The organism is Saccharothrix sp. NPDC042600 (assembly GCF_040647305.1).
In the GTDB taxonomy this organism is placed as follows: domain Bacteria; phylum Actinomycetota; class Actinomycetes; order Mycobacteriales; family Pseudonocardiaceae; genus Actinosynnema; species Actinosynnema mutabilis.
The window spans coordinates 21678-36080 of the sequence record NZ_JBEZBW010000086.1 but is presented as its reverse complement, the minus strand read 5'-3'; the positions used below and the strand labels follow the sequence as shown (position 1 = coordinate 36080).

17 protein-coding genes are annotated in these 14403 nt (G+C 72.4%); 8 read left to right on the top strand and 9 right to left on the bottom strand.

Annotation, left to right across the window (positions count from 1 at the left end; translation table 11 throughout):
• Positions 1 to 269: 269 nt before the first annotated feature.
• The 3 genes from ligA to AB0A74_RS33410 are packed head-to-tail and all read right to left on the bottom strand — an operon-like array spanning position 270 to position 3968.
• Entirely contained in the window at positions 270 to 2414 is a 2145-nt protein-coding gene (gene ligA / locus AB0A74_RS33420; RefSeq protein ID WP_358255836.1) for an NAD-dependent DNA ligase LigA, read from the bottom strand.
• Positions 2415 to 2445: 31 nt separating this feature from the next.
• The gene (locus AB0A74_RS33415) at positions 2446 to 3087 is read right to left on the bottom strand and encodes a hypothetical protein (protein WP_358255834.1); all 642 of its coding nucleotides are present in this window, start codon (positions 3085 to 3087) and stop codon (positions 2446 to 2448) included.
• Positions 3084 to 3968, bottom strand: coding sequence for a LysR substrate-binding domain-containing protein (locus AB0A74_RS33410; protein WP_358255833.1), 885 nt, complete (start codon positions 3966 to 3968; stop codon positions 3084 to 3086). The genes AB0A74_RS33415 and AB0A74_RS33410 overlap by 4 nt, the downstream gene beginning before the upstream one ends.
• 11 nt (positions 3969 to 3979) lie before the next feature.
• Between AB0A74_RS33410 and AB0A74_RS33405 the strand changes: the two genes are divergently transcribed.
• A complete protein-coding gene (locus tag AB0A74_RS33405) occupies positions 3980 to 4831 on the top strand; it encodes a putative sulfate exporter family transporter (protein WP_358255831.1) in 852 nt (283 codons plus the stop codon).
• Here the strand turns inward: AB0A74_RS33405 and AB0A74_RS33400 are convergent.
• Genes AB0A74_RS33400 through AB0A74_RS33390 form a run of 3 tightly spaced genes read right to left on the bottom strand, consistent with a single transcriptional unit; the run spans position 4807 to position 8091 of the window.
• Positions 4807 to 5553, bottom strand: coding sequence for a succinate dehydrogenase/fumarate reductase iron-sulfur subunit (locus AB0A74_RS33400; RefSeq protein WP_358255829.1), 747 nt, complete (start codon positions 5551 to 5553; stop codon positions 4807 to 4809). The two genes, AB0A74_RS33405 and AB0A74_RS33400, sit on opposite strands and share 25 nt — an antisense overlap.
• Positions 5550 to 7460 (bottom strand): fumarate reductase/succinate dehydrogenase flavoprotein subunit, encoded by a 1911-nt coding sequence (locus AB0A74_RS33395; RefSeq protein WP_358255827.1) that lies wholly within the window; start codon positions 7458 to 7460, stop codon positions 5550 to 5552. Before AB0A74_RS33395 ends, AB0A74_RS33400 begins: the two co-directional genes overlap by 4 nt.
• 1 nt (position 7461) lies before the next feature.
• The gene (locus tag AB0A74_RS33390; RefSeq protein ID WP_358255825.1) at positions 7462 to 8091 is read right to left on the bottom strand and encodes a succinate dehydrogenase cytochrome b subunit; all 630 of its coding nucleotides are present in this window, start codon (positions 8089 to 8091) and stop codon (positions 7462 to 7464) included.
• Between the two features lie 72 nt (positions 8092 to 8163).
• Here AB0A74_RS33390 and AB0A74_RS33385 point away from each other — a divergent pair, with 72 nt between their 5' ends.
• The 4 genes from AB0A74_RS33385 to AB0A74_RS33370 all read left to right on the top strand — a co-directional run bounded on the left by AB0A74_RS33385 (position 8164) and on the right by AB0A74_RS33370 (position 10438).
• The gene (locus tag AB0A74_RS33385) at positions 8164 to 9069 is read left to right on the top strand and encodes a LysR family transcriptional regulator (RefSeq protein ID WP_358255823.1); all 906 of its coding nucleotides are present in this window, start codon (positions 8164 to 8166) and stop codon (positions 9067 to 9069) included.
• A 10-nt stretch (positions 9070 to 9079) separates the two neighbouring features.
• Complete coding sequence (locus AB0A74_RS33380; protein ID WP_358255821.1) at positions 9080 to 9583, top strand: N-acetyltransferase; 504 nt, start codon at positions 9080 to 9082, stop codon at positions 9581 to 9583.
• A gap of 73 nt (positions 9584 to 9656) precedes the next feature.
• The gene (locus tag AB0A74_RS33375; RefSeq protein WP_358255819.1) at positions 9657 to 9980 is read left to right on the top strand and encodes a metalloregulator ArsR/SmtB family transcription factor; all 324 of its coding nucleotides are present in this window, start codon (positions 9657 to 9659) and stop codon (positions 9978 to 9980) included.
• Positions 9977 to 10438, top strand: a complete 462-nt coding sequence (locus tag AB0A74_RS33370) for an SRPBCC family protein (RefSeq protein ID WP_358255817.1) — start codon at positions 9977 to 9979, stop codon at positions 10436 to 10438. The genes AB0A74_RS33375 and AB0A74_RS33370 overlap by 4 nt, the downstream gene beginning before the upstream one ends.
• Positions 10439 to 10442: 4 nt before the next feature.
• Here AB0A74_RS33370 and AB0A74_RS33365 read toward each other — a convergent pair whose 3' ends face one another.
• On the bottom strand, positions 10443 to 11303 hold the full coding sequence (locus AB0A74_RS33365; RefSeq protein ID WP_358255816.1) for a serine/threonine dehydratase: 861 nt from the start codon (positions 11301 to 11303) through the stop codon (positions 10443 to 10445).
• An 18-nt stretch (positions 11304 to 11321) separates the two neighbouring features.
• Positions 11322 to 11822 carry a DUF6584 family protein gene (locus AB0A74_RS33360; protein ID WP_358255814.1) on the bottom strand — a complete coding sequence of 167 codons (501 nt, stop codon included), beginning with the start codon at positions 11820 to 11822 and terminating at the stop codon, positions 11322 to 11324.
• A gap of 41 nt (positions 11823 to 11863) precedes the next feature.
• On the opposite strand from AB0A74_RS33360, the gene AB0A74_RS33355 reads away from it, so the two are divergent.
• Both AB0A74_RS33355 and AB0A74_RS33350 read left to right on the top strand, forming a co-directional pair.
• Positions 11864 to 13039 (top strand): hypothetical protein, encoded by a 1176-nt coding sequence (locus AB0A74_RS33355; protein WP_358255812.1) that lies wholly within the window; start codon positions 11864 to 11866, stop codon positions 13037 to 13039.
• 66 nt (positions 13040 to 13105) lie between these two features.
• Positions 13106 to 13486 carry a hypothetical protein gene (locus tag AB0A74_RS33350; protein ID WP_358255811.1) on the top strand — a complete coding sequence of 127 codons (381 nt, stop codon included), beginning with the start codon at positions 13106 to 13108 and terminating at the stop codon, positions 13484 to 13486.
• Here AB0A74_RS33350 and paaI read toward each other — a convergent pair.
• Positions 13483 to 13869, bottom strand: coding sequence for a hydroxyphenylacetyl-CoA thioesterase PaaI (paaI, locus tag AB0A74_RS33345; protein WP_358255809.1), 387 nt, complete (start codon positions 13867 to 13869; stop codon positions 13483 to 13485). The two genes, AB0A74_RS33350 and paaI, sit on opposite strands and share 4 nt — an antisense overlap.
• A gap of 28 nt (positions 13870 to 13897) precedes the next feature.
• Here paaI and AB0A74_RS33340 point away from each other — a divergent pair, with 28 nt between their 5' ends.
• Positions 13898 to 14356, top strand: coding sequence for a hypothetical protein (locus tag AB0A74_RS33340; RefSeq protein WP_358255808.1), 459 nt, complete (start codon positions 13898 to 13900; stop codon positions 14354 to 14356).
• Positions 14357 to 14403 lie beyond the last annotated feature (47 nt).

Genomic DNA, 14403 nt, shown 5'->3' with positions numbered 1-14403 from the left:
GGCGGCCAACGCTCGGGCGATGCGCCGGCTGACCTGTTCGGCGGTGGACGTGGCCGTGAGCGCGGCGGCACGGGCGGCGGGTCGGTGGTGGGCGGTTCGGCGGTGGTGGGCGGTTCGGCGGTGGTGGGTGGTTCGGCGGGGGTGGCTGGGGTGTCGGCCGGTGCGGGGTGTAGGGCGGTGGGGCGTCTGGGTGGGGGCGGTGGGCCGGGGTGCCGCCGCTCCTTGTTTACCGGGACGCGCGAGGGTTGGAAAACGCCGTCAGAATGCGCTCACTCCTTCGGGTGATCTTCCTCCGTGGCCACCGTGGCGACCTCCCGGGCCGCGTCCGGGCCGTCGGTGAGCAGGACTCGGAAGCCGGCCTCGTCCAGGACCGGGACCTTGAGCTGCAGGGCTTTGTCGGCCTTCGAGCCCGGGGACTCGCCCACGACCACGAAGGCCGTCTTCTTCGACACCGAGCCCGCCGCCTTCCCGCCGCGCGACAGGATCGCCTCCTTCGCCTCGTCCCGCGAGAAACCCTCCAGCGAACCCGTCACCACGATCGACAGGCCCTCCAGGTTGCGCGGGACCGACTCGTCGCGTTCCTCCGCCATCCGCACGCCCGCCTCGGCCCACTTGCGCACGACCTCCTGCCGCCACGGCGTCTCGACCCACTCGCGCACCGCCGTCGCGATGGTCGGACCCACGCCCTCGGCCGCCGCCAGCTCCTCCTCCGACGCGGCCTTGATGCGCTCGATCGAACCGAACTCCCGGGCCAGCGCCCGCGCCGCCGTCGGACCCACGTGCCGGATCGACAGCGCCACCAGGTACCTCCACAGTGGACGGTTCTTCGCCGCCTCCAGGTTGTCCAGCAGCTTCACCGCGTTGGCGCTCAGCTCACCGGACATCGTCCGGAACAGGTCCACCGCCGCCAGCTCCCGCGCGGTCAGCGCGAACAGGTCGCCCTCGTCGTCGTAGACCTCCGAGTCGACCAGGGCCGCCGCGCCCTCGGCCCCCAGCACCTCGATGTCCAGCGCCGCCCGGGACGCCAGGTACTCCAGGCGCCCCTTCAGCTGCGCCGGGCACGTCGCCGCGTTAGGGCAGCGGATGTCGACGTCGCCCTCCTTCATCGGGCGCAGGACCGTGCCGCACGACGGGCACGCGGCCGGCATCTCGAACTCGCGCGCGTCGGCCGGCCGGGCGTCGATCACCGGGCCCAGGACCTCCGGGATCACGTCGCCGGCCTTGCGGATCACGATCCGGTCGCCGATCAGCACGCCCTTGCGCTTCACCTCGCTCGCGTTGTGCAGGGTCGCGCGCGCCACCGTGGAACCGGCCACCTTCACCGGCTCCATCACCGCGAACGGCGTGACCCGACCGGTCCGCCCGACCTGGACCTTGATGTCCAGCAACGTGGTCGTCGCTTCCTCCGGCGGGTACTTGTAGGCGATCGCCCACCGGGGCGCGCGCGACGTGGAGCCCAGGCGGCGCTGGAGCGCGACCTCGTCCACCTTCACCACCACGCCGTCGATCTCGTGCACGGCGTCGTGCCGGTGGCTGCCCCAGTACTCGACGTGGGCCTGCATCTCCTCGAACGACGTCAGCACCCGCGTGTGCGACGACACCGGCAGGCCCCACGCCCGCAGCGCCTCGTACGCCTCGGACTGGCGGGTCAGCTCGAACCCCTCCCGCTTGCCCAGGCCGTGGCAGATCATCCGCAGCCGCCGGGACGCCGTCACCTTCGGGTCCTTCTGCCGCAACGACCCCGCCGCCGTGTTGCGCGGGTTGGCGAACGGCGTCTTCCCCGCCTCGACCAGCTTCGCGTTGAGCTCCAGGAAGTCCTCGACCGCGAAGAACACCTCGCCGCGCACCTCGACCAGCGCCGGCACCGGGTACTCCTCGGTCCCGGTCAGCACCTCGGGCACGTCCTCCAGCGTCCGGACGTTCAGCGTCACGTCCTCGCCGGTCCGCCCGTCGCCGCGGGTCAGCGCCCGCACCAGCCGCCCGTGCTCGTAGAGCAGGTTGACCGCCAGGCCGTCGATCTTCAGCTCGCACAGGTAGTGCGCGTCGTCCCCGACCTCCTTCGCCACCCGCTCGCACCACGCGCGCAGCCCGTCGGCGGAGAACACGTTGTCCAGGCTCAGCATCCGCTCCAGGTGGTCGACCGCCGCGAACTCCGTGGAGAACGTGCCGCCGACCAGCTGGGTGGGCGAGTCGGGTGTGGCCAACCCGGGGTGCTCGGCCTCCAGCGCCTCCAGCTCGCGCAGCAGCGCGTCGAACTCACCGTCACTGATCGTGGGCGCGTCGAGGACGTAGTACCGGAACTGGTGGCCCCGGACCTCCTCCGCGAGCGCGGCGTGGCGCTCCCGCGCGGGGGCGGGCACGTCCTCCACGCCCTGCGCGGCACCGTTGGTCCGGTCGAGTGAGTCACTGGTCACGGGAGGATGTTAACCAGCGGGTACGACAATTTCAGTCCACGAGGGACAGCACCAGCTCGCGCAGCTCCAGCAGGCCGATCGTGCTCGCGGGCTCCGCGACCGCGGTCTCCACGCGGCCCAGCCGCTCCCCCGCCAGCCGCTCACCGAGCGTGACGTCCAGGGACAGGAACGTCATGGTCCGCCGCTGCTCCTCCGACAGCGCGCCGAACTCCGGGTGGTAGACGGCGACGTCCACCAGGCCCTCGCCGACCTGCGCCACGACCCGCACGTCGGCCAGCGGCACGCGCTTCGCGCCCAGGTTGACGGTCACCTCGGTCGGGTCGGGCACCGGCGGCACGGAGTCGTGGAACTCCCAGATCATGTCGTCGGCCGGCGCGGCGGCCTTCCACGCGTCGGTGTAGGGCCGCAGCCGCGGGTCCTCCTGGCCGCTGAGCACCAGCGAGTAGATGGCCCGTTGCCCGCGGTCGAGGGAGAAGTGCAGGTCGGGGTGGACGCCGGCGACCAGCTCGCACAGCTCGTTCTCCAGCCGGTGCGGCTCGCGCTCGCCCAGCGCCGCGTTGACCTCCGGCAGCAGCTCGAACCACCGCCGCCAGAACTGCGCCGCCGCCTCCTCCGGGTTGGGCAGGTGGCGCGGGGCGGGCGTGGGCTCGGTGCGTCGGCGGAACCAGCTCATGCACCCATTGAACTACGGCGCACAGCGACGGCGAGGAGTTCCGCGGCAGGTCCAACGAGCCTTCGGCCCGCCGGCCACACGGCCCGCAGCACGCGTCGCAGGTCCAGGCCTTCCACGGGCACCTCGACCAGCCGCCCGTCGGCCAGGTCCAGGGCCACGGCCAGCACGCTCAAGACCGCCGGCGCGACACCTGCGACGACCGCCCCGCGCACGGCCGTTGTAGAGCCCAGTTCCAGGGCTGGTGGGCAGGCGTCGGGGAGGGCTCGGTCCAGGGTGTCTCGGGTGCCGGAGCCGCGTTCGCGCACGACCAGCGGGGTGGCGGCGAGGTCGCGGGTGGTCGGGCGGCGGCGGACCCAGCGGTGGCCGGGAGGGACGACCACGGCCAGGCGGTCCACCGCGACCTTGCGCGTGGACAGGCCGTCCAGCGGTCCGGGCGTCTCCACGAACCCGAGGTCCACCGCGCCCTCGCGGACCAGCCGGCCGACGGTCTCCGAGTTGGTCACCCGCAGACCCACGTGCAGCTCGGGGCGGGTGCGGCGCAGCTCACCGATCCAGCCTGGCGCGAGGTGCTCGGCCACGGTCATGCTCGCCGCGACCCGGAGCTCCGCCTGTTGCGCCGACCGCAGCGCGCGGGCGCTCTCGGTGAGGCGGTCCAGCTCGTCCAGCACGACCCGGGCGCGTTCGGTCACGACCACGCCCGCCGGGGTGAGCGCGGAACCCCGCCGGCCCCGGTCCACCAGCGCCAGGCCCAGGCCGCGTTCGAGGGTGGCCAGCCGCTTGCTCGCCGACGGCTGCGCGATGCCCAGCTCCCGGGCCGCCCGGCCGAGGCTGCCCAGCTCGCCGACCAGCACCAACAGCCGCAGCGACTCCAGGTCGGTCATAGCCCCAGGGTATGACTTCATCGCGGGTTGCCGGCTACCGCGACCCCGGGGACCCGCGCAACCTGGTGAACGTGCTGATCTGCGCGTTGGTCCTGGGGGTCGTCCTGGGTGGACGCCTGCCGCCGCTCGCCGCCGTGACCCGGCGGCTGCTGCGGGCCGGTGTCGTGCTCCTGGGCTTGCAGTTGTCCCTGCCGCAACTCGTCGAACTCGGGCCGGGGATCCTTGTCGCCGCCGTGCTCACGGTCGCCATCACGTTCACCGGCACGCTCTGGCTGGGCAAACGTTTGCGGGTGCCGCGTGAGCTGGCCGTGCTGATGGCCAGCGGGTTCTCGATCTGCGGTGCGTCGGCGATCGCCGCCGTGGCCTCCGACAAGGACGAGGACCACGTGGCCACCAGCGTCGCCCTGGTCACGCTCTTCGGGACGGTGACCATGATCGCCCTGCCGCTGCTCGGGGCGTCCCCGGAGTGGATCGGGTTGAGCGTGCACGAGGTGGCGCAGGTCGCGGTCGCCGCGCCGGCGGCGGGTGCGGCGACCGCGATGGCGGTGAAGCTGAGCCGGGTGGCGCTGCTGGCCCCGGTCGCGGCGCTGGTGGGTCGGCAGCGGGACACGCCGCTGGTGCCGCTGTTCCTCGTCGGGTTCCTGGGGATGGTGGTCGTGCGGTCCACCGGGCTGGTCCCGGGCGACGTCCTCGGCGTCACCAAGACCCTGACCACGATCCTGTTCGCCGCCGCCATGTTCGGGCTGGGTACGGCGGTCCGGCCGCGGCGACTGCTCGCGACCGGACCGCGGGCCATGCTGCTCGGGTTGCTGGCGACGCTCCTGGTGTGCTCGGTGAGCTACCTGTCCCTGCGAGTGGTGTGAGCCTTCAACAGGTCCGCGTTCAGGCGCGCGATCGTGGTCAACGGGATGCCCTTGGGGCACACCGAAGTGCAATCTCCGGTGTTGGTGCAGCCGCCGAACCCGAGGGCGTCGTGCTCGGCCACCATGTTCCGCGCCCGCTGGTACCGCTCGGGCTGTCCCTGCGGCAGAACGCCCAGGTGGGTGGCCTTCGCGGCGGTGAACAGCATCGCGGACCCGTTGGGGCACGCCGCCACGCACGCCCCGCACCCGATGCACGCCGCCGCCTCGAACGCCGTGTCCGCGTCCGGCTTGGGCACCGGCAGGGCGTGGGCGTCCGGCGCGCTGCCGGTGGGCACGCTGACGTACCCGCCGGCGGCGATGATCCGGTCGAACGCCGACCGGTCCACCACGAGGTCCCGCACCACGGGGAACGGGTCCGCGCGCCACGGCTCCACCGTGAGCACATCGCCGTCCTTGAAGTGCCGCAGGTGCAACTGGCACGCCGTGGTCGCCTTCTGCGGCCCGTGCGCGACACCGTTGATCATCACGCCGCACATGCCGCAGATGCCCTCACGGCAGTCGTGGTCGAACGCCACCGGCTCCTCGCCGGCCAGGATGAGCCTCTCGTTGAGCACGTCCAGCGCTTCCAGGAACGACATGTCCGGCGACAGGTCGTCCATGGCGTACTCGACGAGCCGCCCCGACGAGCCGTGCTGCCGCCAGATCCGCAGGGTCAGTTTCACGCGTAGCTCCGGGTCGTCGGCTGGACGTGGTCGAAGACCAGCTCTTCCTTGTGCAGCACGGGCTTGTCGCCGGTGAACTCCCACGCGGCGACGTAGGAGAAGCGGGCGTCGTCGCGCAGCGCCTCGCCGTCGGGGGTCTGGCTCTCGGACCGGAAGTGGCCGCCGCAGGACTCCTCGCGGTGCAGCGCGTCCACGCACATCAGCTCGGCCAGCTCGAAGAAGTCCGCCACCCGGCCCGCCTTCTCCAGCTGCTGGTTCAGCTCCGCGCCCGTGCCCGGCACCTTGACCCGCTGCCAGAACTCCTCCCGCAGCTCCGGGATCCGGTCCAACGCCTTGCGCAGCCCGGCCTCGTTGCGCTCCATGCCGCACTCGTCCCACATCAGCCGGCCCAGCTCGCGGTGGAACGACTCCACGGTCCGGTCGCCGTCCACCGCCAACAGCGTCTTGATCCGGCCGCGCACCTCGGACACCGTGTCGGCGACGGCCGGGTGCGTCCCGTCCAAGGCCTCGAACGGCCCGTCCGCCAGGTAGTCGCCGATCACTCCGGGCAGCACGAAGTACCCGTCCGCCAGGCCCTGCATCAACGCGCTCGCGCCCAGCCGGTTCGCGCCGTGGTCGGAGAAGTTGGCCTCGCCGATCACGTACAGGCCGGGGATGTTCGACCGCAGGTCGTAGTCCACCCAGAGTCCACCCATCGTGTAGTGGACAGCCGGGTAGATGCGCATCGGCACCTTGTACGGGTCGTCGCCCGTGATGCGCTGGTACATCTCGAAGAGGTTCCCGTAACGCTCCTCCACCGCGAGCGGGCCGAGGCGCTTGAGGGCGTCCGCGAAGTCCAGGTGGACACCGCGCTTCTCGTCCGAGATGTTCTTCGCCGCCCGGGACGCGATGTCGCGCGGCACCAGGTTGCCGAAGCTCGGGTACATCCGTTCGAGGAAGTAGTCGCGCTCGGCTTCCGGGATGTCGTTGGGCTTGCGCGGGTCGTTCGGGTCCTTCGGCACCCACACGCGGCCGTCGTTGCGCAGCGACTCGCTCATCAGGGTGAACTTGGACTGGTGGTCGCCGCTGATCGGGATGCACGTGGGGTGGATCTGGGTGAAGCACGGGTTCGCGAACAGCGCGCCCCGGCGGTGCGCCCGCCAGATCGCCGTGGTGTTGCAGCCCTTGGCGTTGGTGGACAGGTGGAACACGTTGCCGTACCCGCCGGTGGCCAGCACGACGGCGTCGGCGAAGTGCGTGGAGACCTCACCGGAGACCAGGTCGCGGACGACGATCCCGCGCGCCCGGCCGTCCACGACGACCAGGTCGAGCATCTCGTGGCGGGCGTGCATCTCGACGCGTCCGGCGTTGATCTGGCGTTCCAGTGCCTGGTAGGCGCCCAGGAGGAGTTGCTGCCCGGTCTGCCCCCGGGCGTAGAACGTGCGGGAGACCTGCGCCCCGCCGAAAGACCTCGTGTCCAGCAGGCCGCCGTACTCGCGGGCGAACGGCACGCCCTGCGCCACGCACTGGTCGATGATCTCCACGCTGATCTGCGCCAACCGGTGCACGTTCGACTCGCGGGAGCGGAAGTCGCCGCCCTTCACCGTGTCGTAGAACAGGCGGTGCACGGAGTCGCCGTCGTTGCGGTAGTTCTTGGCCGCGTTGATCCCGCCCTGCGCGGCGATGCTGTGCGCGCGGCGCGGGGAGTCCTGGTAGCAGAACGACTTCACGCGGTAGCCGAGTTCGCCCAGGGTCGCGGCGGCCGACCCGCCGGCCAGGCCGGTGCCCACGACGATGACCGTGCGGTTGCGGCGGTTGGCCGGGTTGACCAGGCGCGCGGAGAAGCGGCGGCGGTCCCAGCGGTTCTCGATCGGCCCGTCCGGGACGCGCTGGTCGGCGATCGGCGGGCCTTCGGTGTAGAAGCTCATGTCAGCCCACCAATCCGGTGAAGACGGCGAAGGGGACGGAGAGGAAGCCGGCGCAGACGACGACCGCCACGGCCAACCCGATGGTCCGCGAGGTGACGACCCCGAGCGTGCGGGTCGCGCTCCACACGCCGTGCCGGATGTGGAAGCCCAGCGCGACCACCGCGACCGTGTAGGCCAGCACCACGTACCAGTGCCGGAAGTCGGCGACGACGTTCGCGTGGATCTCGCCGGGCACGCCGTGCGGGTTGAGCACGCCGGCGGTGAGGTCCAGCAGGTGGTAGACCACGAACAGGCCGATGATCACGCCGCCCCAGCGCATGGTGCGAGCGGCGTAGGAGCCTTGGACGGGCCGGCGGTGTTCGTACCGGCCACGGGCCTTGCGGGCCTTCGCGGTCAGTCGGTAGGCCGCGACGAAGTGCAGCGTGACGGCGATGAGCAGCCCGAACCGCGTGGGCCAGACGACGTTGATGTCACGCAGGAACTTCCCGTAGGCGTCGAGCGCGCCCGGCCCGGCGAAGATCGACAGGTTGCCGAGCATGTGCACGACGACGTAGAGGAACAGCACCGCGCCGGTGACCGCCATGACGGCCTTCTTGCCGATCGTGCTGCGGTAGAGCCGGATCGTGTCCACGCCGACGACGCTAGGAACGGGCGCGACGAGTCGTCCAATACATCGTGAGCTGGCTGAGGATAGCCTGGGGCTATGACGCTCCAGCAACTCGTGTACTTCCTGGCAGTGGCCCGGACGCGGCACTTCACGCGGGGCGCCGAGGAGGTGCGTGTGGCGCAGCCCTCACTGTCCAAGCAGATCCACGCGCTGGAGAAGGAGCTGGGGGCGGAGCTGTTCAGCCGGGCGCGCGGCAACATCACGCTCACCCCGGCCGGCGAGGCGCTGCTGCCGGTGGCGAGCCGCATCCTGTCCGATGTGGACACCGCCCGGCTGGAGGTCGCCGAGCTGGTCGGGCTGCGGCGCGGGCGGGTGCGGGTGGGCGCGACGCCGAGCCTGTGCGGCAGCATCTTCGCGGACGTGATCAAGCGGTACCACGACGCCTACCCCGGCATCCAGGTCTCGGTCACCGAGGGCGGCTCCCGGGACCTGGTGCAGGCGTTGGAGGCGGGGTCGCTGGACCTGGCGCTGGTCATCGTGTCGCCGGTGGACGCGCACCGGGCGCTGACCGTGGTGCCGGTGCTGCGGGAGGAGCTGGTGGTCGCCTCGGCGTCACCGCTGGGCGTGGACCGGATGTCGTTGCTGGACCTGCGCGCGCACCCGCTGGTGATGTTCCGGCCGGGCTACGACCTGCGCGAGACGACGCTGGCCGCGTGCCGGGGCGCGGGGTTCGAGCCGACGTTCGCGGTCGAGGGCGGCGAGATGGACGCGGTGCTGCGGTTCGTGGAGGTCGGGTTGGGCGTGGCGATCGTGCCGAGCACCGTGCTGGCGGCGCGGTCCCTGCACGGGACGCCGCTCACGCCGGGCACGTCCCGGACCGTGGGTCTGGCGCACCGGGCGGACGTGGCCCCCACGTCGGCGGCGCGGGCGTTCCAGAACGTGCTTCTCGGTTTTCTCAGGGGCGCGGAAATGCCGGCCGGGGTCCACCTGGTCGAGCGGTAGGGTCGCGCGCATGATCATTCGCCGGGAGAGCGCGGCCGACGTCGAGGCGATCGCGAGCGTCACGGAGGCGGCCTTCGCGGACCGCCCCGGTGGCGAGGTGTGGCTGGTGGGGGCGTTGCGCGAGGACTCGGGGTGGATCCCCGCGCTGTCCCTGGTGGCCGAGGCCGAGGGCGAGGTCGTCGGGCACGTGGTGTGCACGCGGGGCTTCGTGGGCGAGACGCCGGCGTTGGGGTTGGGGCCGTTGAGCGTGCGGCCGGACGTGCAGCGGCGGGGCGTGGGCAAGGCGTTGATGCACGCGGTGCTGGGCGCGGCGGACGCGTTGGACGAGCCGTTGGTGGCGTTGCTGGGCGACCCGGCCTACTACTCCCGTTACGGGTTCCGGGCGGCGTCGGAGTTCGGGGTCGTGCCGCCGAACCCGGAGTGGGCGCAGTACTTCCAGGTGCGGGCGTTGAGCGCGTACCGGCCGGAGGTGCGGGGAGCGTTCCGCTACGCCGAACCCTTCGACCGCCTCTAGGACTCCTCGGGAGCAGACCTTCGCCCGCGGCACCCCTTGACCGCCTGGCAATATTAGTGGACGCTAACCGTTAGTGGATACTAACGGAGCAGGAGACGTCTGGAGCGCGCTGGCGGACGGCACCCGGCGGGCCATCGTGGACCGCCTCGCCGAGGGACCGCAGGCGGTGGGCCAGTTGGCCGACCACCTGCCCGTCACGCGGTCCGCCGTGTCGCAGCACCTCAAGGTGCTCAAGAGCGCCGGGCTGGTCAGCGAGCACGCCGTCGGCACCCGGCGCATCTACCGGCTGAACCCGGCGGCGGTGGCGGCGTTGCGCGACCAGCTCGACACCTTCTGGCAACGGGCGCTCGCCAACTACGCCGACGTCGCCGCGCAAGCCACCGAGGAGGAAGCATGAGCGAAGTCGTCCGCAGGCACGTCGTGGTCGACGCGGAGGTCGCGCAGGCCTTCAAGACCTTCACCGAGCGGTTCGGGGACTTCAAGCCGCGGGAGCACAACCTGATGCGGACCCCGATCGCGGAGACCGTGTTCGAGCCGCACGTCGGCGGGCACATCTACGACCGCGCCACCGACGGCACCGAGTGCCGCTGGGCGCGCGTCCTGGCCTACGAGCCGCCGCACCGCGTCGTGTTCAGCTGGGACATCGGTCCCCAGTGGACGGTCGAGACCGATCCGGCGCTGACCAGCGAGGTCGAGGTGCGGTTCGTCGCCGAGGGCCCGGGCCGGACCCGCGTCGAGCTCGAACACCGCCACCTCGACCGCCACGGCCCCGGCTGGGAGTCGGTCGGCGAGGGCGTCGGCGGCGACGGCGGGTGGCCGCTCTACCTGGCCCGGTTCGCCGCCCTGTTCGACTAGCGGCTCACGGCGTCCAGTCGGTGTTCGCCCCGCACAGCACCACGCAGGCGGTGCCCGGCACGCGGCCGTGCAGCCAGGCCGCGAAGGGCACCGCCGCCGCGGGTTCGACGGCCAGGCGGAACTCCTCCCACAGCCGGTCGCGGGCGGACAGCAGCTCCTCCTCGCCCACCAGCACCGAGGACACCGACGACGACCGCAGGACCGCGAACGGCACGTCACCCACCCGCGTCGCGCCCAGGGCCGACGCGGCGACGGAGTCCACCGGTGAGTCCACGGGCTCACCGGCCTCCAGCGCGTTGTGCACGCAGCAGCACCCCGCCGGCTCGCACGTCACCACGTGCCGCCCGGCCAGCGCCGTCCCGGCGGCCAACCCGCCACCGCCGGCGGCCACGGCGATGACGTCCACGTCCGGCGCCTCCTCCACGACCTCCAGCGCCACCGTGCCCTGACCGGCGATCACGGCCGGGTCGTTGTAGGCCTCCACGTAGAACCCGGACGCCGACCGCGCCGCGACCACCGCCTCCGCGTAGGTCTCCCCCGCCCGGATGAGCTTCGCCCCGGCCGCCTCGATCCGCCGCACCTTGCCCTCCGGCGCGCTCACCGGCACGTACACCGTCGCCTGCGTGCCCAGCAGCTTCGCCGCCATCGCCACGCCCAGGCCGTGGTTGCCCCCCGACGCCGTGACGACCCGGTCCGGCACGTCCGCGAGCAGCAGCGTGTTCACCGCCCCGCGCAGCTTGAACGAGCCGGTGAGCTGGAGGTGTTCGAGCTTGAGCACGAGCGGGCGGCCGTCGACGGACACGCGCCACAACGGGGTGCGGCGGACGTGGGGGCGGATGCGGTCGGCTGCGGCGGTGACGTCCATGTCACCAGGATGCGCCCCTCAGCCGCCGAACCACCGGTAGACCCACACCACCACGGTCACCGCGCCGATCACGAAGCACAACAGCACCACCACGAGCCCGAGCAGGACCAGCACGTTGGCCACCCACGACGAGTCCCGGTCGTCGGTCACCGCCAGCTCGGCCCGCAGCTGCTCGGACACCGCGGCGCGCAACGCCGCCAGCCGGACCCGCGCGGTCTCGGTGGTGTGCTCGCCGCTGACCCAGTTCAGCGCGGCCAGCCGCGCCCGCGGCGTGCGGTAGGCCCGCTCGAACGCCGCGACCTCCGCCTCGTCGCGCACCTCGGACAGGTAGCTCCACCGGCCCGCCTGCGCCGGGTCGCCGAGCACCCGGTACACCGCCGCCAGCCGCTCCCGCAGGTCCAGCCGGTCCGGGTAGGTGGCCACCAGGCCCACGAGGCGCTGGCGGGCGCGCAGCACGCTGGCCAGATCACCGCGTTGCAACTCCTCGGCGGCCTTGAGCAACGTCAGCTCCACCGGCATGAGCCTCATGGTCCCAGCCGACGCAACCGTAGGATCGCCGGGTGATCGGGGTGTCCGTCGTCGCGTTCGGCCTGGCCTGGTGGCTGGGCCTGTACCTGCTGGCCCGCGACCCGCGCAAGCCGTTGTTGCGGCGGACCGCGGCCGGTCTGCTCGCCTACGCGGCGGCGCTCGCGCTGCCCGTGCCGCCGGTCGTCCTGGCGCTGCCGGCGCTCGCGTGGACCGGGGCGATCGCGTGCTGGCTGCCGGAGCGCTACGACCGGTGGTGGCGGCTGTCCGCGGCGCCGCTGGTGGTGGCGGCGTGGTTCTTCCCGCCGGTCGTGCTGGCGCCGCTCGCCGCCGCGCTCGTCCTCTACCTGCGCGAACACCGGACGCTGGTGGGCGCGGCGTCGCTGATGTTCCTGCTCGGGTCCGGGTCGGTGCTGCTGGAGTTCGTGCCGACGGTGTGGCTGGTCGGCGCGATCGGCCTGGACCTCATGCTGTTCGGCGTGCTCGTGGCGGTGCGGGACGCGTTCGACGAGGGTGAGGCGATCCGCGCGGACATGGTGCGGTCGCTGCTGGTGTCGGCGGGCATGGCGGCGGTGTTCGGCGGGCAGGTCGCGCTGTTCCTCGACGACCGGCTCACGCCCCTGCTGTTCGGGACGGTCGCGGCGGCGGTAGCGCTGCAGGTGCTGGCCAACCCGCTCGCGGCGGTCGTGGACCGGGTCGCCGTGCCCGAGGTCGCCGAGGAGCGGGCCGAGCTGCGCGAGGCCGCCGACGCGCTGCCGCGCCGCGCGCCGCTGGCCGACGACGCCGATTTCGTGAAGCTCACCCGGCGGGCGCTGAGCAGTTACGGCGATCTCGGGAAGTTGGTCGCGAGCCCGTTGACGGAACTGCCGGTGGTCTCCGCGCGACTGGCCGCCCGGGGCGCGCCCGACCAACCACTGGAACGCGCTGCGGAATTGAAAGCGTTGTTGTTGGAGAGCATCCAGCGGCTCAAGCCGAAGGACGGCGACTTCGGCACCAGCGACGAATGGCGGCATTACAACGCGTTGTACTTCTACTACGTGGTGGGCATCCGGCCGTATTCACGCCGCACGAAACGTGAAGACCTCGACCCGGACGCCCGCAAGGCGCTCGCGTGGTTCGTCAACCAGGTCCCCGAGCGGACCCTCCACAACTGGCAGAACGCGGGGGCCAAGTTGGTGGCCGCCGACCTGTCCGCCCAGGTCGCGGGCTGAGAACTGGCAGCCGTTGGCAGCGTTTGACGTCGTGCCGGCAGTGCTCGCGGCCCTAACTTCAGGGCCATGACGACGACTCAGGTTCGCAACGACGGTTTCCTCCGCTTCGCTCTCAAGCTCGACGGCGTCGCCTCGGGCGGGCTGGGCCTGATGGCCCTGCTGTTCGACCTCCCCCTGGGCCTGCCGCGCGGTCTCGTGCTCGGGCTCGGCGCATTCCTCGTCGCTTACGGCGTGGGTGTTTTCGTGCTGGGGATGCGCCCCGTCCGGGCACTGGTCGGCGTGGTGGTGGTCGGCAATTTCGTGTGGGTGGTGGACAGCTTCCTGACCGCTTTCGCCGGGTGGTACCCGGTGACCGGGCTCGGCGTCCTCCTCGTCGTCGCCCAGGCGGTGGCGGTGCTCGGGTTCATCACCCTGCAGGTGATCGGCCTGCGCCGCTCGGCGGCCTAGTCGCGCAGGGTCCGGCTCCGGCCGCGGAACTCCGCGACCACCTCGTCCCCGCGACGCACGGTGATGTCGTAGATGCCGCCGCGCCCGCGCCGGACCCGCTCGACGGCGGTGGCGACCAGCTCGTCACCCAGCCGCACCGGCGACAGGAAGTCGATCTCCGCCTGCGCCGCGACCGTCACCGAACCGGGGCGGTTGCAGGCGCAGGCGAAAGCCGTGTCGGCCAGCAGGAAGACGTACCCCCCGTGGGCGATGCCGTGACCGTTGATCATGCGGTCGGTGACGGTCATGGCGAGCGTCGCGGAACCGTCCGCCAGCGCCAGGGGTCTGATCCCCAGCGCGGTGGACGCGGCGTCGTTGGCGAGCATCTCCGCGGGTCCGTTCATCCTGTGCACCTTAGGACAAGGGGGTCCGATGTTCGGCGCACGCAAGCAGGTCGAGGCGCTCACCGCGCGGGTCGCGGAGCTGGAGCACCGGGTCGCGGCGCTGTCGGCCGACCTGGAGCGCGCCCGGCCGCTGTTGGCCGACACGGCCCGGCTGGAGGCCCTCACGCGCGGCGCGGAGAGCGCCCTGGCGGCGCTGGAGGCCCGCAACGAGCCGCTGCGGGTGGCGGGCGAGCGGTTCGACGGCCGACTGGGCGTCGTCTACCGCGCCGAGGTGACGGGGTACGTGGCCGTGTACTTCACCACCGGTTGGCACGCGAACGTCGAGCTGCTGGTGGGCGCCCAGGCCCCACCGACCCGCGTGGTCGGCGTCGCGGACGCCGACTCGTACGCGGGCGGCGTCGTCCGGGCCGGCGAGTACTGGCTGGCTCGCCCCGACAACGACCGTGCCGGCGACGCCTTCCGCATCCACTTCACGCCGCTGCACTGACGGACCCCCCGGGGATCGGCCGCGCGGTGGGCCGACGACCGGCTGAC